13 protein-coding genes are annotated in these 19,048 nt (G+C 60.2%); 7 read left to right on the top strand and 6 right to left on the bottom strand.

Annotated elements, in window-relative coordinates; genetic code table 11:
• Positions 1-3 precede the first annotated feature (3 nt).
• The 4 genes from ACDZ94_RS20915 to ACDZ94_RS20900 are packed head-to-tail and all read left to right on the top strand — an operon-like array spanning position 4 to position 4,594.
• Positions 4-1,053: a branched-chain amino acid ABC transporter permease gene (locus tag ACDZ94_RS20915; protein ID WP_432750746.1), complete on the top strand. Its 1,050-nt coding sequence runs from the start codon at positions 4-6 to the stop codon at positions 1,051-1,053.
• Between the two features lie 22 nt (positions 1,054-1,075).
• Complete coding sequence (locus tag ACDZ94_RS20910) at positions 1,076-2,416, top strand: ABC transporter substrate-binding protein (RefSeq protein WP_221295101.1); 1,341 nt, start codon at positions 1,076-1,078, stop codon at positions 2,414-2,416.
• 3 nt (positions 2,417-2,419) lie between these two features.
• Positions 2,420-3,187 (top strand): ABC transporter ATP-binding protein, encoded by a 768-nt coding sequence (locus ACDZ94_RS20905; protein ID WP_432750745.1) that lies wholly within the window; start codon positions 2,420-2,422, stop codon positions 3,185-3,187.
• A gap of 12 nt (positions 3,188-3,199) precedes the next feature.
• A complete protein-coding gene (locus tag ACDZ94_RS20900) occupies positions 3,200-4,594 on the top strand; it encodes an FAD/NAD(P)-binding protein (RefSeq protein WP_432750744.1) in 1,395 nt (464 codons plus the stop codon).
• Between the two features lie 121 nt (positions 4,595-4,715).
• Here ACDZ94_RS20900 and ACDZ94_RS20895 read toward each other — a convergent pair whose 3' ends face one another.
• From ACDZ94_RS20895 to ACDZ94_RS20880, 4 genes are read right to left on the bottom strand one after another with little or no spacing between them, the layout of a single operon-like run.
• Positions 4,716-5,972: an efflux RND transporter periplasmic adaptor subunit gene (locus ACDZ94_RS20895; protein WP_432750743.1), complete on the bottom strand. Its 1,257-nt coding sequence runs from the start codon at positions 5,970-5,972 to the stop codon at positions 4,716-4,718.
• On the bottom strand, positions 5,962-7,449 hold the full coding sequence (locus ACDZ94_RS20890; protein ID WP_432750742.1) for a TolC family protein: 1,488 nt from the start codon (positions 7,447-7,449) through the stop codon (positions 5,962-5,964). Before ACDZ94_RS20890 ends, ACDZ94_RS20895 begins: the two co-directional genes overlap by 11 nt.
• Positions 7,442-8,659 (bottom strand): ABC transporter permease, encoded by a 1,218-nt coding sequence (locus tag ACDZ94_RS20885; RefSeq protein ID WP_432750741.1) that lies wholly within the window; start codon positions 8,657-8,659, stop codon positions 7,442-7,444. Before ACDZ94_RS20885 ends, ACDZ94_RS20890 begins: the two co-directional genes overlap by 8 nt.
• Positions 8,656-9,363: an ABC transporter ATP-binding protein gene (locus tag ACDZ94_RS20880; RefSeq protein ID WP_064452936.1), complete on the bottom strand. Its 708-nt coding sequence runs from the start codon at positions 9,361-9,363 to the stop codon at positions 8,656-8,658. Before ACDZ94_RS20880 ends, ACDZ94_RS20885 begins: the two co-directional genes overlap by 4 nt.
• A 368-nt stretch (positions 9,364-9,731) precedes the next feature.
• Here ACDZ94_RS20880 and ACDZ94_RS20875 point away from each other — a divergent pair, with 368 nt between their 5' ends.
• Positions 9,732-10,484 (top strand): TetR/AcrR family transcriptional regulator, encoded by a 753-nt coding sequence (locus ACDZ94_RS20875; RefSeq protein WP_064452935.1) that lies wholly within the window; start codon positions 9,732-9,734, stop codon positions 10,482-10,484.
• 297 nt (positions 10,485-10,781) lie between these two features.
• The gene (locus tag ACDZ94_RS20870) at positions 10,782-14,897 is read left to right on the top strand and encodes a YncE family protein (protein WP_432750740.1); all 4,116 of its coding nucleotides are present in this window, start codon (positions 10,782-10,784) and stop codon (positions 14,895-14,897) included.
• A 91-nt stretch (positions 14,898-14,988) separates the two neighbouring features.
• Here ACDZ94_RS20870 and ACDZ94_RS20865 read toward each other — a convergent pair whose 3' ends face one another.
• Both ACDZ94_RS20865 and ACDZ94_RS20860 read right to left on the bottom strand, forming a co-directional pair.
• Entirely contained in the window at positions 14,989-16,050 is a 1,062-nt protein-coding gene (locus tag ACDZ94_RS20865; RefSeq protein WP_064454963.1) for an FUSC family protein, read from the bottom strand.
• Between the two features lie 186 nt (positions 16,051-16,236).
• On the bottom strand, positions 16,237-17,853 hold the full coding sequence (locus ACDZ94_RS20860) for an NADP-dependent glyceraldehyde-3-phosphate dehydrogenase (protein WP_221295094.1): 1,617 nt from the start codon (positions 17,851-17,853) through the stop codon (positions 16,237-16,239).
• A gap of 148 nt (positions 17,854-18,001) precedes the next feature.
• Here ACDZ94_RS20860 and ACDZ94_RS20855 point away from each other — a divergent pair, with 148 nt between their 5' ends.
• A complete protein-coding gene (locus ACDZ94_RS20855; protein ID WP_064452932.1) occupies positions 18,002-18,877 on the top strand; it encodes a Dyp-type peroxidase in 876 nt (291 codons plus the stop codon).
• Positions 18,878-19,048: the final 171 nt, after the last annotated feature.

The raw sequence follows: 19,048 nt of genomic DNA, 5'->3' as shown, positions 1-19,048 counted from the left end.
ACCATGTCGATTCCCGTTGCTCAACAAACTGCGCCGTTGCTGTTGATTCAGCGGCGTGTGCCCTGGGGCCTTATCGGCCTGTTCGTGCTGGCCTTTATCGTGGTGCCGCTGTGGGGCAATGATTATTGGCTGAATGCGATCCTGATTCCATTTTTGGTGCTGTCACTGGCCGGGCTGGGCTTGAACCTGTTGACCGGCTACACCGGGCAAACCTCGGTGGGCGCGGCCGGGTTCATGGCTGTCGGTGCGTTTGCCACCTACGGCTTTCTGCTGCGCCTGCCGGAGCTGGGCTTGCCGGTGGCGCTGCTCGGTGGCGGGATCATCAGTGCATTGGTGGGGTTGGTATTTGGGCTGCCCAGCTCGCGGATCAAGGGCTTCTACTTGATGGTCACGACGCTGACGGCGCAATTCTTCCTGGAATGGCTGTTCGTCAAATTCCCCTGGTTCTACAACTACGGTTCCTCCGGCACCATTTCCGCGCCAAAACTCGCACTGTTCGGCCATGACCTCAATACGCCACTGGGCCGCTACCTGCTGACCCTGGTCACGGTGCTGCTGCTGACCTGGACCGCCGTCAACCTGGTCCGCGGCCAGGTCGGCCGCAACTGGATGGCGATTCGCGACATGGACACCGCCGCCGCCGTGGTCGGCATCCCGGTAGTGCGCTACAAGCGCCTGGCCTTCGCCGTCAGTTCGTTCTATCTCGGCATTGCCGGCGCGCTTTGGGCTTTCGCCTACCTGGGCACCGCCAGCGCGAGCAGCTTCGACATCAACCGTTCGTTCCAGGTCCTGTTCATCATCATTATCGGTGGCATGGGCAGCATCGCCGGCAACTTTGTGGGCGCGGCCTTTATCAGTCTGCTGCCGATCTTTCTCAGCCATGCCGGGCAGGCGTTGTTCGGTGGTTCGGTGGACGCGGGGCAGTTGCAGAACCTGCAGAAAATTATCTTTGGCGTGTTGATCATCGTGTTCCTGATCAAGGAACCCGAGGGGTTGATCCGCCTGCTGCACAACCTGCGTGACCGTCTGCGGCAGTGGCCGCTGCGCTTCTAACATTCCCTCAAGAGCATCCAATATGCGTGCAACCTTCAAACGTTCTCTGGTCGGCGCGGCCTTCGCACTGGCTGCCCTGGCCGGTGCGGTACCCCAGGCAGTGGCGTCGCCCGACCAGCAATTTATCCCGTTGGCTACCTATCGTGTGGGCGCCTACGCGTCCAGTGGCGTGCAGGTGTGGGCCGGGATGATCGATTACCTGCGCTATATCAATGAGGTCGAAGGCGGCATCAACGGCGTCAAATTGGTGTGGCAGGAATGCGAGACCGAATGGACGGCGGAGAAGGGCATCGAGTGCTACGAGCGCTTCAAGAATGGCCTGGATGGCGCGCCGGTTGCGGTCTATCAGCCCAATGGTGCGCCGGCCGCTTATGCCCTGAGCGAGCGGGCGGAGGTGGACAAGATCCCGCTGATTACCCTTGGCTACGGCCGCACCGAAGCCACCGACGGCACGGTGTTCCCGTATAACTTTCCGGTGATGCTGACCTTCTACAGCGAAGCGTCGACCTTGGTGAACTACATCGCCCAACGCGAGGGTGGCTTCGACAAACTCAAGGGCAAGAAGATCGCCACGGTGTATCACGACTCGGCCTACGGGCGTGAAACCCTCGGCCCGTTGAAACTGTTGGCTGAGAAATACGGCTTTGAAAATATCCAGATTCCGGTGGCGGACCCCGGCAACGAACAGTCGGCGCAGTGGCGTCAGGTACGCCAGGCCAACCCGGACTGGGTGTTCCTGCGCACCTGGGGTGTGTCGACCCCGGTGGCGGTGAAAACCGCTGCGCGTTTCGGCTTCCCGGTGGACCACATCATCGGCGATATCTGGGCCAGTTCCAGCGAAGACGTGTTGCCCGCAGGCGCCGCTGCCAAAGGTTACCTGGCGCTCACGCCATACCCGGCCGGTGCCGATTTCGAGATCCACAAACGCCTCAAGCAGTCCGTCCTCGACAAGGGGCACAGCGACCTCAAAGACCTGAAAAACTTCGGCAGCGTCTACTACAACTCGGGTCTGGTAAACGCCGCCGTGGCCGTGGAAGCGATTCGCACCGCCCAGGCCAGGTTCGGCAAGCGCCCATTGAATGGTGAAGAAGGTCGCTGGGGCCTGGAGCACTTGAACATCGATGACGCGCGTCTCAAAGCCATGGGCTACCTGGGCCTGATGCAGAACCTCAAACTGTCGTGCCGCGACCACGAAGGTGGCGGCTCGGCGCGGGTGCAACAGTGGGACGGTGCCAACTGGACGCTGATCAGCGACTGGATCGCCGCCGACCGTGCATTGCTGCGCCCATTGATCGATGAAAAATCCGCCGCGTTCGCCAAGGAAAAAGGCCTGACGCCGCGCACCTGCACGGGGGACGAATAAGCCATGCGTCAGCCCGCCGCTGAACCCGCGCACCCGTCGCTGCTGACGGTCAACGACATCGAAGTGATCTACGACGGCGCGATCCTGGCGGTCGCCGGGGTCTCATTGACGGTGCCCAAGGGCGCCTTCGTTGCCTTGCTCGGCGCCAATGGCGCCGGCAAGAGCACCACGCTCAAGGCGATTTCAGGGCTGGTGCGTGCCGAGCGGGCCGAAGTCAGCCGCGGCATGATCGAGTATGCAGGCCGCGATCTGGCCGGCATCGACCCCAGCCAGCGCGTGCGCCAGGGCATGGTCCATGTGTTGGAAGGCCGGCATGTGTTCGGCCAATTGACCGTGGAAGACAACCTGCGCAGCGGCGGCTTTGTGCGGCGCCTGAGCCGCAAAGACATGGAACACGACCTGGAACGCCTCTACGCCTGGTTCCCCCGACTCAAGACCAAGCGCCATACCCGCGCCGGGCTGACCTCTGGCGGTGAGCAGCAGATGGTTGCCATCGGCAGGGCATTGATGACACGCCCCACGTTGGTGCTGCTCGACGAGCCGTCCATGGGGTTGGCGCCGATGATCGTGCAGGAGATTTTCGAGATCATCGCGCAGCTCAACCGCGAGCAGCAGGTGAGCTTTCTGATCGCCGAGCAAAACATCAACGTCGCGCTTAACTATGCGTCCCAGGGCTACGTGCTGGATACTGGTCGGGTGGCCTTGAGTGGCAGCGCCACAGAGTTGCTGGCGCGGGGCGATTTGCATGATATTTATCTGGGTAAACAGTAAGGGCGAATGTGCATGACTGAATCCATCCGCAACGCTGATGTGCTGATCATCGGTGGCGGTCTGAGCGGCACGATGTTGGCGGTGCAACTGCTGCGCTTGCCCGGGCAGCGGCACATCCTGGTGATCGAACCGCGCGCCGAGCTTGGCCGTGGCGAGGCCTACAGCGCCGTCGAATTGGGCCACACCCTCAATGGTAACGCCGCGCGCATGAGTGTCGACCCGGATAACGCGGATGACCTGACGCAATGGCTCACCGGCTACCTTGACGCCGGTGGTTGGCCGCAGGCGCACCAGCAGCCTGTGCCGATCAGTGAGCTGTTCCCGCCACGCGGGATTTTTGGTGTGTACGCGCAGCAGAGGTTGGCGGAGGCTAAGGCGCTGTCAGCGTCCACGGTCGAGCACATTCGTGCCGAGGTGGTCGACCTGATCGTGGACGAAACCTCCACACGCTTGACCCTCGATAACGGCCAGCAACTGCGCGGCGCCTACGCGGTGTTGGCCACCGGTATGTTCCCGGCGGCGCGCACACCACAGACCGAGTCCAGCGGCTTGAACGCAGCGGCGGTGGACCCGTGGGACGTCCAGGCCATGACCCGGATCGACCCGCAATCGACGGTGCTGATCATTGGTTCCGGGCTGACCATGGTGGATGCCGTGGTATCCCTGGAGCAGGCCGGTCATCGTGGGCCGATCGAGATTTTCTCGCGCCACGGTTTGTTGCCCCATGTGCGCCGACAGCCGCCGAGCTGGGAGGATTTCCTCGCCGCTGACCCCGGCCTGCGCAGCCCTCGACAATTGCTGCGTGAGGTGCGCCGTCAATGCCGCATCGCGCAGGCCCAGGGCATCGACTGGCAGGCGCCGCTGGACACTGTGCGCGCGCATATCGCTCGCCTGTGGAGCCAGGCTGGTGAGCGCGAGAAACGCCAGTTCGTGCGCCATGTACGGCCCTGGTGGGAAAGCCATCACCATCGCTCGCCGCCGTTGAGTGCGCAGTTGGTGGCGCGGTTGCAGGAGGAAGGGCGACTACGCATTCAGGCGGCGTCGTTCAAGGGCCTGGTCGCGTCCGATGACGCAGTGACGATCAACGTGCGTCGTCGCGGCGAGCAGGTGGTCACTCAGGTGGTGGGCGCGGCACTGATCAATTCCAGCGGCATTGAATACGATTGGCGCCGCGTGGCCCGGCCGTTGCCGCAGCAGTTGCTCAAGCGCGGGTTGATCCAGCCCGGGCCGCTCGCGCTGGGGATTGCGGCGGATGTGTCGGGCGCGGTTGTCGATGCCGAAGGCAAGGTCAGCCAGCGTCTGTTCGCCATGGGCCCGCCGTTACGCGGGATGTGGTGGGAAAGCACGGCGGTGACTGATGTGGCGATTCAGGCCAAGGCGCTGGCGGCAAGGTTGACGCAACGCTAACTGTGGGAGCTGGCTTGCCTGCGATAGCGGTGGGTCAGCTAGAAATGTGTCAACTGATACACCGCCATCGCAGGCAAGCCAGCTCCCACATTTTTGATCTCCACTGATCTTGAGGCGGTGTTCAACTTCCTGCTTTTACGAACCCAGGCTTGAGCCCAAACACTTCAACGCCTTGGGCGGTCGACTGCCCGGTCGTCACCTTCACCCGCTCCACCGGCTTATCCATCGCCGCGCGATACTCCACGGTCATGTCATCGCGGTTAATGGCCTGGCTCGGCACCACGATCGCCTGCTCATTGTTGTAAGTCACAATGGTCAAGCGTGCGCTCATCCCCAGCCGCACCCGCTGCAACTGCTGGGCGGTGAGCTTGGGAATCGACAATGTCACCGGAAACTGCGCGCTGCCCTGGCTATCGCTGGCAATCGCCAGGCCGCTGACCACACTGACGGACCCGGTCAGCCGCTCACCGTCGAACCCATCGCCCATCACCTCTACCGCCTGGCCCTGGTGCAATTGGTTGATGTCCAACTCCGACACCCTGGCGACAATTTTCAGCCGCTCGATGTTGGCCAGGCCGAACAGCACCTGCCCCTGGCTCACCTTGCTGCCGGCCTGGACCGGCGCGTTGTTATTACCGCCACTTTGAGGTGAATTATTATTGCCGGGGGCGGGCACCACGATGCCGGAGAAAGGCGCCTTGACCTCCTTGCCATCGAGCAACGTGTGCAGCGCGTCGTACTTCACCGTGGCGTTGGTCAGTTCCATATCAGCGATTTGCCTGTATTCGCCCTGGCCCTGAGCCTGTGCCTGCTGCAAATCGCTGCGTGCAGAGGCGAGGTCCAGTTGCTGCTGTTGGGTCTGTTGCTTGAGGTCATCCAGTTCGTTGCGCGGGATGATGCCGCGCTTGAACAGGTTTTCACTCTCGGTGAGTTTGCGCTGGGTGTTACCGGCGGTCATTTCGGCGGTGCGCAGGCTGCGACGCGCGCGGCTGACGGCGGGGCTGCTGTCCCAGTCCTGCATCTCTTGCACGGTGCGCCGGGCCTTGAGCTGGGCGGACAAGGCATCGCGCAGCTGCACTTCAAGGGTGGCCGGGTCCATGCGCAGCAGCACCTGGCCGGCTTCGACCCGTTGGCCCTGTTCCACCAGGTTGGCCAGCACGTTGCCGTCGAACGGCGCGGTAAGGGTGAGGGTGGTGTCGGGTTCGATCTTGCCCACCAGACCAATCTGATGCACCAGCGAGTCAGGCTTCACGGCCAGCCATTGTTCGGCTGTGTTCGTCTGCCCGGCATCGCTGCGGTGGCTGAGCGCGGTCACGCCGGCGCCTGTCAGCAGCACGATCAACGCAGCGCCCAGCAGGCGTTTTTTATTAGTAGTCATTGAGGGCGATTTCCCAACTTTCCAGGGTCATGCCCAGTGTCAGGTCGAACTGGGTCTGGGCGTTCAAATAAGCGATCAGCGCGTTGAGCTGCGCGTTCTCGGCATTGCGCAGGTCGGCCTCGAAACTCAGCACCTGGAAGTTGGTTGAGCGCCCGGCGCTGAGTTTCTCCCGCTCGATCTCGATCTTGCGTCGTGACAATTCCACGGCACGCTGGGAGATTTCATATTGGCGCCAGCGGGTGCCAAGGTCACGCACCACGTCGTTGACGTTGCGCTCCAGTTCCTGGCGCGCATCGGTGATGCGGATCTCCTGATCCTCCACATTCACCCGTGCTCGCACCTCGGCCTGGCGCGTGCTGATGTCGCCGATCGGGATCTGCACCTGAACACCGGCGTAGCTGTTCCATGTGCGGTTATTGCTGTTGCCATTGTCGATGTTGCTGTTGCTGTAGGCATCGCGTACCTGGTTGGCCCCGGCCACCAGATCCACTTGCCAGCGTCCGGAATCCTTGGCGATGACCAGGTTGAGGTCGGCCTGCTGGCTACCGAGCAGGGCGGCGAGGTACTCCGGCTGCTGGGTTTGCGCGAGGTTGAAGGCCTGGCGTTTGTCGATGATCATTGGCTTGGCTTCCAGGGCCTCACTGGCGCGGATCGGCGTCGACAGGTCCAGGGCCAGCAGGCGCAATAAGGCCAGGCGGCTGGTGTCCAGCTGGTTGCGGGCTTCTTCCACACCGAGTTGCTGAGTCGCGATATCGGCTTCGGTCTGCACGATTTCGAACTCGGCCATGCGCCCCGCGCTGATCAGCGCCTTGTTCACTTCCAGCAGGGTGTTGGAACGTTTCAGGGCATCCTGGACGATGCTCAACTGCTCCTGGGCGCGCAGCAATTCACGGTAAGTGGCGATGATCTGGCTGATGGTCTGCGCCACGGTGGCCTTGAGGTTCAGACGGTTGGCCTGCTCCGACAGGCGCGACAGGCGCAGCGGCGCGGTGGTGGCGTCCAAACCTGCGCCGCGCATCAGCGGCTGGATGAGCGCCAGGTCCAGGCCATCGCTGCGGTAGCGGCCAGCGCGGTCGGCGGTGTTCAGTTGTTGGGTCCAGGCCATGCTCAGCCGGGTGCCGTACTCGCCGAGCAAGGTTGCATTCGGGGCCAGGTTGGCGTTGCGCGAATTATCGATGGAGCCGCGACTTTGGCGGTAATAACTGTTGAGGGTGAGCTTGGGGTTGAACGTATCTTCGGCCACCCGCAGGTCGAACTTCTGCGCCACCCGTTGCAGGTAGGCACTGCGGATCGCCGGGTTGTTGCGCAAGCCCAGGTACACCGCATCGCCCAGGGTCATCGTGGTGACCTGCGCGTTCAGCGACACGCTTCGATCGTAACCACTGCGGGTGCTGCTGGGGGCGGACGGGTTGATGACCACGTCGGCGGCCATGCCCGGCAGGCTCACCAGCACGAGTAGGCCTAGCCATTTATTCATCACGCAAGGCCTCCACCGGCTGCAGCCGCGAGGCCGAGACCGCCGGGTAGATGCCAAAGAACAAGCCCACCAGCAGCGTGCTGCCGACCCCCAGCGGCAGGGCGGCGGCAGCCAGCGCAAACTGCCAGCCCGACAGCCAGGCGTAGAGCCAGGCGGCAGTCATGCCCAGCAACGCGCCGCATAATGCGCCGACGGCCGTCAGGGTGACGGCCTCCAGCAGGAACAGGTTGCGGATATCGCGTTGGCGCGCACCCAGGGCCATGCGAATGCCGATTTCACGGCGACGCTCCGAGACATTCATCAGCATCACGTTCATCACCCCGACACCGCCGCCCACCAGGGAGATGGCGCCCAGGGCCAGCAACAAGTAGGCGAACGTGCGGCTTTGCCGGGTCATGCCATCGATCATTTGTTGGGGCACCTGGATGTCGACATCGTGGTCGGTGAGCTGGCTTTTCAGTGCGACGGCGGCGTCGCGGGCGATGCGTTCCATGTCCTGCCCGGGGGTGGCGCGGATAATCACGTTGCTGATTTGCGGGGTCGGGTAGATGCGGCGCATGCCTTCGGCGGGGATGAACAGGGATTCGTTGGCTTGCACCGGCATCAGCATGGCCCGGGGTTGGTTGTGCAGGATGCCCACCACCAGGAACAGGTAATCGTTGATGCGCACGCGGTCGCCCAGCTTCAGCGGGTCGCCCGGTTTACTCAGGGCCTGGGCGATCTGGTCGCCGACCACGCCGTAGGTTTCGCCGGCGTCGAAGCCGGACAGAAAACGCCCCTCACGTACCGCCAGGCGCATGGCGTCCTTGATGTCCGGCGTGGTGCCGACAAAGTTGGCGCTGATCGTGCGGCCGTGGAACACGATGGGCCCGCCGAACACACTGAGCGCGCCGATATGGGCGATGCCCGGCACCGATTGGCGCACGGTTTCAAGGTCAAGGCTGGCGCGCATCGGCGCGTTGCTGTTGCCTTTGGGCGGGAACTGGGCGACCAGGGTGTCGGTGCCCATGTCCTTGAAAATCATCGCGGCATCCACCGCCGCGTTGTGGCCGATATTGATCAACGCCACCACCGATGAACTGCCGATCACGATGCCCAGCAGCGCCAGGATTGAGCGTTTGCCCAGGGTGCGCAGGCTGACGAACGCTTCATGCAGCAGTTGGCTGAGGCTCTGTTCGACCCGCAGGCTGCTCTCTACCCGCAGGCTCATAGGCGCTCGGCCTCATGCACCACGCCATTGCGTACCAGAATCTTGCGTTCCAGGCGCTCGGCGATATGCGGGTCATGGGTGACGATGATCAGCGTCACCTGCTGCTCGCGGTTGAGGGCCAGGAGCACGTCCATGATCTCCTGAGCGGTGGTGCTGTCGAGGTTGCCGGTGGGTTCGTCGGCGAGGATCACCGACGGCTTGCCAACCAGGGCGCGAGCAATTGCCACGCGCTGGCGCTGGCCACCGGAGAGGTCGGCCGGGCGGTGATGCGCACGTTCGGCCAGGCCGACTTGCTCGAGCATGCGCAGTGCCTGCTCCACTGATTCATGGCGCGACACGCCGCGGTAACTGAGGGGCAGGGCGACGTTGTCCAGCGCACTGAGGCGCGGCAGCAGGTTGAAGCTCTGGAATACAAAACCGATCTGCTGGTTGCGGATCGCGGCCAGTTCATCGGGCGTCGCGCTGAAAATATCGTGACCGGCAAAGTGATACCGGCCGCAATTGGGCAGGTCCAGCAGGCCGAGGATATTGAGCAGGGTGCTTTTGCCGGAACCGGAGGCACCGAGAATGCCGCAGCTGTCGCCGCTGGCGATGGACAGGCACACATCATTGAGAATGGACAGGTGTTGCCCGGCGAGCTGATAGCTTTTGCCGATGCCTTGCAGGGAGATCAAGCCTGGGTGCGCGGGGGTATCTGTCATCATGACTACGCCTGCAGTCTCGACGGTGCCGTCATGCCCCCGGTAAATCCTTGTAACAAGTTCGGGAGCTGCCTGGTACGCGTCACGGACTGGTTTTGTTTCTTGTTTTTAAAATATTGTTTGAATGTTGTTTGAATAGTAACCGCGTTCAATCCGCTTCGCCAGCGATGGATGTAGAGCGGTTTCATCCTTTGAAACGCTTTTTCTGTGGCTCGGTTCAGGCGGTCACGAGTGCCTTCGGCTATCTTCAGAAAGCCCGGTTATGCAGGCTTTTACAGGGATAAGGCGTGTCACTGCTTGCTTTCGAAAGGCCGCCCCGGTATAAAAAATCAAATTATTTTTTAAAACAATATTTCCCCCGTGGAACTCCTATGGTCGCGAAGAAACTCAGCGCTCCAAACGTTACCAAGACTCGACTGCTGGATGCGACAGAGGCGCTTTTCATCAAATACGGCTATGACGCCGTTCTGCTGCGGCAGATTACCGAGCGCGCGCAGGTGAACCTGGCCGCCGTGAACTATCACTTCGGGGACAAGGATTCCCTGATGAAAACCCTGCTGATGCAGCGCCTGGAGCCGCTCAACGAGCAACGCCTGGAATTGCTCGCGCGCTGCGAAGCCGAAGCCAGCGGCCCGCTCGATTGCGACACCTTGCTTGGGGTGCTGTTTGCCCCGGCCATGGGCCTGGAGCGCAGTGACCCGGCCAGCGGGGAAGGGCGGTCGTTCATTCGTTTCCTGGGGCGGGTCTACAGCGACACGTCGCCGTTTATCCAGGAATACCTCAAAGTGCATTACCAGCCGGTGTTCCAGCGCTTCTTCGAAGCGTTCGCCCTGGCGCTGCCGGATCTGCCACGCAACGAGCTGGGCGTGCGCCTGCAATTTGCCCTCAAGGCCATTTCCGGGGTGATGGCGGGGACGGAACTGCGGCTGCTGATGAACTCCATGAGCCTGGGCCGGCCAGCCACGGATGCTGAAGTGATGGCCAAGTTGATCACTTTGGTGTCGGCCGCGATTCGCGTACCGCAGCAAAGCCCCGAAGCTGAAACCGCGTTGGCCAAGGTGCTGGATACCCAGCGGGCCATTCGTGAGCAAGCTGTCGCGCCCGCCAGCAAGGCCGTGCGTTAACGCTCAAATCCCAGGCAAAAAAAGCCCGCTGGGGCGGCGGGCTTGATGTGCAACGTTTGTAACGGATGAGGCTTCACCCTACGGCTTCGGATGTGAATAAAGCGTGAAAAATATGTAAGAAAAAGACTGGGTGGCGAGAGATCTATAATCCCCTTTTTGTCTGTCGGATTTTTCCTTTAAGCCATACCGTTCGTCGCCACTGTCATTTCTGACAGCTAGACTCCAATAGGTCCTCAGGCGCTTGATCTGCCTTGCCCCGCGCGATTTATGGCGCATTAACTGAGCAAGGTGATAAAAATGGCCAGCCAACCCGCTGATAATATTGACTACGATCTTGATCCGCCCATTTCGTATTTTCCTGCTGTCCAGTTCGATCCCAAGGTCACCGATACCCCCCCAACATACCCCGAAACCGCCGTTTGGGGCATGGGTATCCGTCATGCATCTCCCGCCAGGTTCTCCTTTAGGGCATGGCCCGCACTTGGCTTCGCTGACAATTACTCCATCTACATTCATGACCCGGAAAACTCCGCCGCTTCGGACGTCGTCAAAGACACTACCTCGAACGCTTACTACCTGACGGTCAACGAGTTGCCGAAGGGCGAAGTCGAGATGTTCGGTCGGGTTGTGCGCGCCGATAGCTTGCAGGAGAGCCGCTCAATCACGCAAACCATCCTGATCAAAACCACCAACCCCGGTGGTCGAGATCGTGAGGTCGCCAAGAAGTGGCACAGCGGGTTGAATATGTCGATTGAAGGCCTGCCCAGTGGCTCGTCCCTTAACAAGGACAATACTGCAGACGGAATCTGGTGCTTGATTTCCAAGTATCTGTATATTCGCAAAAACGACACCGTTACCGTCAAATATGACGGAATCTCCGTCGAGCATATTGTTAGCCCCGAAGAGGCCGCAGGGCCTGGGCCGATCCGGGTGTTTATCAGCCCGCAAGTCATCGCCCAAGGCAGTCAGAATGGCGTGATAGAGGTCGTATTTACGGTTAGAGACGTGGTAGGGAACATCCCTGAAGGTGAATGGGTGCATTCCAAGCGCTACAAACTGATCTCGGAACTGAGCGCCGCCCTCCCAATCCCAATTTTTCTGGTAGATGGCGAGGAGTTTGATGAACTGGATCTCGACCTCAATAGCCAGTCCACGTTAGAGGTGTTGGTTGCGCCGCCCCGCAAGTCGCCGAAACCCAACCCACCGAATCAGGTCACGGTCGTTTTGACGCTTTTCCCGGACAAAGGTCGAAGCCAGACTGTACGATTGAATCCTGTTACCGACAGGAATCTGGGTATCGAGACGATCACGCTCAGCTACGACCTCTTCACCGGGCTGGCAAACGGGCGGTTCCAGGTAGCGTTCGAGTCGTATACCTCCGCTGGGGTGCTGCTGGGGACATCAGGCAGTAACTCGATCAGTGTGGGGGGCCTGCCGGTATCGATGCCGGCGGTGACGGTCAGCCCGATTGAAGCGGGCCTTATCCCGCTGGATACCGACATCACCGTAACAATTCCTACCTACCAGCCCCATGATGAAAGCTTGCTGGAAACCCTGGTGATCGAAACCAGTGACGGCAGAACACACTATACCCAGTTGCAACCGGCAGGCGTTCAGGGTGGCACCCGGCGTGTGTCCAAAGAGACTCTGAAGGACTTTGAGGGCCAAGGTGCCTTCCAGATTTACTACATCACCGACGACGGCGAAGGTACTTCAGCGTCGGTCCACGAATCATCGAAGCTGGAAGTTCAGGTGGGTGATCGTGTGGCTGAGTTGGAGGCGCCGATTGTTCAGGGCTCTCGCGGTAATAATATCGACCCTGCCGACGTGGTAGATCCTGAGATTCAGATGTTGTTTCCCTATTCAGGCACGGTCGTGGGCGATCTGCTGTATTGGAGTGTGATCGGCAGGGGCGTGCAGGGCTCTGCCAGCGGCACCATCAAGATTAACCAGGCGTATGCAGGGACCGTCTTGCCGTCTGTGTTCTTCCCGGTGGGCCGTTACGTGTTGGACAACAATATCAACGCCAGCATCAATGTCAGTTACAACGTGGTGCGTCCGGGCCAACCTCAGCAGGTCTTTCGCTCCCAAGTGCTTAACCTCACCGTTGGCCAGGAAGTGAAGCTGGAGCCCCTCAGGATTCTGGAGGCTGATAAGTATCAGGACCAACTCAACCCCAAAGACGTGCTCAAAGGTGCCACTGTGGAGGTGGCGTTCCAGCCGATGCGTGCCGATGATCAGATCTTTGTTGAATGGCTGGGCGCGTTCGGCGTCAGTAGCATCACGGTGCAGGTGGCCGGGGATCCAAAGACCAACAAGGTCTATGCCACGATCCCGCCCGAAGTCATTTCCAGGGGCATTCGCCAGAGCGGCAACAGCATCAACGTGCGGTACTACTTCACTCGCGGGCAATTCACGTACACGTCCGATACCTTGGCTATCAAGCTGCTGCCTCCTGAAAAGCTGCCGGCGCCGATCATCGATGGGGCTGGCGAGACGCTGTTGCCAATCTATCAGTTGGATGATAAGACCCTCACCCGCGTACAGACGTGGGATCTGATGCAAAAAGGCCAATTTGTATGGATGACCTACGAGGGCACCTTTAAAGATGGGACGCCTTATGTCGAGCAAACCTACACGGCCAAAGAGCTCACGGTAGACGATGTCGCCAAGGGTATCTCCCAATTAACACCGGTCGGCAATCTGCGTAATCTCGAGGATGGTACTCTCCTGACCATTCGCTTTTGGGTCAGTTTTGCGCAAATACCCGAGAAGAACACGGCGGTCTTGTTTGGGGTAGCCGAATATATTGTTCAAGCGCTGGCGGCCACCCTGCCGGCGCCAAGCTTCGCCAACACGCCAGGCGCCAAGTTGTCCATTTACCCGTTGGACTATGAGCAAAAAGCTTTTGTGGCGGTGGCCTACCCAAACATGGCCACTAACCAGAAAATCGCCCTGGAATGGCTCTATCCAGATGGTACTTTGGCCACGATTGCTGCGCAGGACGGGGTGACAGGGGGGCGCGTCGATTTTGCCATCAGTGAAAAAATCATCGCGGCGAGTGTGGGTAAGGTCATCACGTTGCGTTACAAGGTGACGGCGGGGACCACGACTACCCCGTCAGAATCCCAGGAACTGACGGTGCAATCTATCCGCACGACGGATTTGCCGCAGGCGTTGATTAACGGGATTGCCGAAGGCGGGGTGCTGGACCTGAAGAACTTCACCAGCGACGGGAAATTAGCACTGCCCAAGTGGCGTTTGAGTGCAGAAGGCCAGAAGGCATGGATAACCCTGCGCAGTGAGGGGGTAGAGCCTCTGAGTGTATTGACTGCCTATCCAATCAACGCGGTTGAAGCGGAGAAAGGGTTAACGGACGTCCCGGTATTGAGAAGTTGGCTGACGGCATTGTCGGACGGCCGGGAAGTTATTGTGACCGTCAGCGTCGCGTTTGATGGCGCTAGCGTTAAAGAAAATGCGGTGCTGTTTGGGCAAACTCGCTATACCGTCAGGCGCTCGATGAGGCTGGTGGCGACTCTTGCGGTGGGGCAATCTCCCACCAGAGTGGTTGTAAGCCCAGACGGTGCGCGGGCGTATGTGAGCAATGGCGGTGGCAACACGGTCTCGGTTATTAATACGGCCACTCATAAAGTTGTCGATACCCTGCGTGGCTTTAATGCGCCTTGGGGCATGGTCATGCACCCAGACGGTTCTCGTCTCTATGTGAGTAACTTCAGAGGGAACTCAGTCACCGCAATTAATACCGCAACTCAGGCAACTGCCTGGGTGTCCCGCGGCGGCGGCTACAGCATAGTGCTCAATCCAGCAGGTGATCGCTTGTACGCACCCGCCTACCTGGGTCTTGCGAAGCCTACGCTGTATGTTTCGGACGCGGCTACCGGAAAAGCCATTACTAGTTCCATCATTCCGAACCCTCGAAGTATAGGCACTGTGGGGGTGGCGACTAATGCAGATGGTAGTCGGGTTTATATGGGTACTGACATTGGGGTTCAGGTCTTCAATGCGGTGAGCAATACTTGGACTAGTGTTTTGATTCCAAGCACATTTAATTGTTTTGGGATGACCCGCAATCCACGTAACTTGGACGAGCCTGTTATATATGCGAGCCTCTTGGCTAATAATAATGTCGCAGCCATTGACCTTCGTGATAACTCGATTCGTCAACAAATCCCAGCAAGGGCTTACGATATTGCATTCAATCCTAAAGTCGATCGGGCTTATTTTGTCTCTGCGAGGGGGGAGCTATCAGTGGTTGATACGAATACAGGGCGGGTGGTCGATGCCATTAATGAGCCTACAGCATTCTGGTCGGGGGTTGCTGTTTCCCCTGATGGTTCGACGCTGTATGTCGTGTCTCACTTGAAAAATAGCTTGTTGGTCTTCAGTATTTGAGCCTGTCCTGGAACAGGCCGCAAACTAGAGGCTGAGGCGTAGCCGTGGACAGCTCTACTTAACCGTAGACTGTCCATTTTTTATCAACCACTCAAATCTTCCAATGGCTAGCCGTCCTGGCCAACCGCTGACGCATCACGTCGACATTCCCCGCCAACTGCAACGTCAACAACCGATACCCATCCAACGCACTCTGCACCGGCGCCTCCAGTACGCTTTCATCCGGCACCTGCGTGGCCGGCCGATCAAGCCGTTCGGTGAACCCGGACTTCAACGCCCGCGCCATTCCCACCAGTTGCACGCGTATCTGTCGGTGTTCGGCTTTCAGCATCACCTGCATGCGTGCCATCGCCTGCTCATCCCGAGGGTCGGGCCGGGTATTGCCAAGAATTTCCAGGGTGCTGATGCACATGCGCAAATGCCGCTGGATCGCGTCCAGCTCGGTCATGGAGATCCGAACTTCCTTGGACACCGACGGCATCAACGAGCGCAGTTGCAGCATCGCCGCATTCAGGCGGTTGAGCAGTTTGAGGTGTTCATCATCGGTGACCGACTGGCCGCTGATGATCCGGCTGTAAATCTGGGCGCAGTCGCGTAACGCACTGGCCAGGTTGTAGCGCCACGAGTACACGGCGTACAGCGGCAGGGCGAACGAAAACGCCAGGGCCAGCACAATGCCGATCAGGATATCGACGGTGCGCCACAGGCCATCCGAGATTGGATTGTCCCCGTGGCCGGCGACGATAAACACCGTGATCGCCGACAGCAGCGCGATGTAACCGCCCTTGCCGATGGCGTGGTAGGAAAAGAACCCGCACACCACCGACATCAACAAATAGGTCAACAGCGGTTGGCCGAAATACGCCTGTTGCACCACCAGCAGCAAGCCCACGCTGGCGCCGATCAAGGTGCCGTAGGCGCGCTCCACGGCTTTTTTGCCGATATTGCCGTGGTGCTGCAAGCCGCCGATGACGATCAGCATGGTCACCGAGGCCCATTCACCGTGGGGCAGGTTGATGCCGGTGGTGAGGAGGATTGTCGCCAGCAGGCCGATGGACACGCGTACCGCGTGAATCAGCTTGGCATGGCGATAGCGACGGTACGGGTCCAGCAAGGGGCGCAACAAGCGCCGAGCGAACACGGGCAAATGCAGGTTCATCGGTATTAAAGTGGCCTTAGTAGTCAGGGCGAACGCGGTCAATTATGGAAGCCAGGCTTGTGTGGGAGCTGGCTTGCCTGCGATAGCATCACCGCGGTCAGACGTCACGACCGAGGTGCCGGCATCGCAGGCAAGCCAGCTCCCACACTGGACTGCTTTCACCAAGGAACCGAGGTGCCTTTAGAAAATATAGTCAGTGGTCAAGAAACTTGAGTCACGGTTGCGCAAAATATCGCTGACCAGCGCCTTGTTGCTCTCCTGAAACTTGGTCGCTACCAGCGTGCGGATCGAGAACACGCGCAGCGCGTCATGCACAGACAACGTGCCTTCGGCCGAGTTCTTGCGCCCATTGAACGGGAAGGTGTCCGGCCCGCGCTGGCACTGGGCGTTGATATTGATACGACCGACCTGGTTGGCAAAGGTGTCCACCAGCCGCCCGACTGCCACGGCGTTGGTGCCGAAAATACTCAGTTGCTGACCGAAGTCCGAGTCCAGTACGTAGTCGATCACCGTCTCCAGGTCACGGTAAGGCACGATCGGCACCACCGGGCCGAATTGTTCCTCGTGGTACACGCGCATCTGCGGGTTCACCGGGTACAGCACTGCCGGGTAGAAGAACGAACCGCGACTGGCGCCGCCATTGGCATTCATCACCTTGGCGCCGTGCTGCGCCGCATCGGCCACCAGTGCGTTGAGGTAGTCGACCTTGCCCACTTCCGGCAGTGGGGTCAGTGAAACGCCGTCTTCCCACGGCATGCCAGGCTTTAGCGTCGCAAGCTTGGCGTTGAATTTCTCAATGAAGCTATCGACCACATCTTCATGCACAAACAGGATTTTCAACGCGGTGCAGCGCTGGCCGTTGAACGACAAAGAGCCGGTGACCGCCTCATTGACCGCATTGTCCAGGTCGACCTCTGGCAATACGATGCCGGGGTTTTTCGCATCCAGGCCCAATGCCGCGCGCAAGCGGTGCGGTTTGGGGTGCAGTTTTTTCAAATCGCTGGCGGCCTTGTTGGTGCCGATAAACGCAAAGATATCGATCTTGCCGCTGGCCATCAGCGCGCTGACGGTTTCGCGACCACTGCCGTAGATCACATTGATCACCCCGGCCGGGAAGCTGTCGCGGAACGCCTCCAGCAATGGGCGAATCAACAGCACGCCGAGCTTGGCCGGCTTGAACACCACGGTATTGCCCATGATCAACGCCGGGATCAGCGTGGTAAAGGTCTCGTTCAGCGGGTAGTTATAAGGCCCCATGCACAGCGCTACGCCCAGCGGCACGCGGCGGATTTGCCCGAGGGTGTCCTGTTCCAGTTCGAAACGGCTGGAGCGGCGGTCGAGTTCCTTGAGGGCGTTGATGGTGTCGGTGATGTAGTCGCAGGTGCGGTCGAATTCTTTCTGCGAGTCCTTGAGGTTCTTGCCGATCTCCCACATCAGCAGCTTGACCACCGCATCACGCTGTTCGCGCATGCGGCGCAAAAACGCTTCCACATGCTGGATACGTTCAGCCACACGCATCGTCGGCCATTCACCTTGGCCACGGTCATAGGCGCGCACGGCGGCGTCCAGGGCGGTGAGGGCGGTGTCGGCATCCAGCAGCGGCGTGCTGCCGATATGCACCCGCTCATCGCCCAGTTGCACCGGGCTGAGCACCTGGGCCAGCGGACCGTTCCACACCTGCAACTGGCCGTCGACCAGGTAATCACGCTGTTCAATGGGCGCCCCCAGGCGAAATTGCTCGGGAATCACGGCGGTGGAGGCGGGAAACAGCTGGGCGAGCAGGTTACTGGTGGTCATGTCGCTACCCCTGGAATAGTTGCAAAACATGACTAGAGAGTCGCCCAACAACTGGCTCTATGGCAAGGCTTGTGCGCTTTCTTGTGCGCACCGCTGTGTGTGCCGCGCTCGTCGGAGTAAACTGCGCGCCTTTATTGAAGGAGTTCACATGAGTCAGTACCAGCCGGGCATTCTTGCCGCACCGGTGCCATTGCAGGCACGCCATCTGTTTTTTGCCGTGGATTCCCTGGAGGCTGTGCCCGCTGCGTTGGACGCGCTGGTGCAGTTGACGGATTCGGCCGCAGTGGTTGGTTTCGGTGAGCCGCTGGTAACCGCTCTGGGCACTCAGGTTGAAGGGCTGCGCGCCTTTCCCGCCGTCAGCGGCCCGGGTGCGCATAACCCGTCCACTCAGCAGGCACTGTGGGTGTGGCTGCATGGCGTGGATCGCGGTGAGTTGCTGTTGCGCAGCCGCACCTTTGAAAAAGCCCTGGCCCCGGCGTTTCGCCTGGTCCAGATGACCGAGGGCTTCCGCTACAAGACCGGTTTCGATTTGACCGATTACGAGGACGGCACCGAAAACCCCCACGACGACGCAGCCGTTGAAGCCGCCATGACCGACAGCGGCGCCAGCTTCGCCGCCATCCAGCAATGGCAGCACGACCTCGATGGCTTCGCCGCCTTGCCGGCCCAGGAGCGTGACCACATCATCGGCCGCCGCCATGGCGATAACGAAGAGCTGGACGACGCCCCCGAATCCGCCCACACCAAGCGCACCGCCCAGGAGAGCTTCACCCCGGAAGCCTTCGTGGTCCGCCGCTCGATGCCGTGGGCCGAGAACGGCCAGGCGGGGCTGATGTTCCTTGCGTTTGGCCATTCCTTTGAGGCGTTTGAAGCGCAACTGCGGCGCATGAGTGGGCTGGAGGATGGGATTGTGGATGGCTTGTATCGCATCAGTACGCCGTTGACCGGTGGCTACTACTGGTGCCCGCCGCTCAAGGACGGGCATCTGGACCTGAGTGCACTCGCCGTTACAGCGCAAAGCTAAACACTGTGTGGCAACTGTCTTCACCCGCCATCCGTCACCGCCATCGCAGGCAAGCCAGCTCCCACACTTATTTGTGTCTGACCTGAATCCTGCGCCTGCCGCAGTTCCAATGTGGGAGCCGGGCTTGCCCGCGATGGCGGTGTATCTGTAACAGCGAGACTGACTGACCCA

It is taken from the genome of Pseudomonas sp. UBT, from assembly GCF_050915955.1.
Taxonomy (GTDB): domain Bacteria; phylum Pseudomonadota; class Gammaproteobacteria; order Pseudomonadales; family Pseudomonadaceae; genus Aquipseudomonas; species Aquipseudomonas antarctica_A.
Note: the sequence above shows the minus strand (reverse complement) of the source record. Positions and strands in the feature narration are given on the sequence as shown.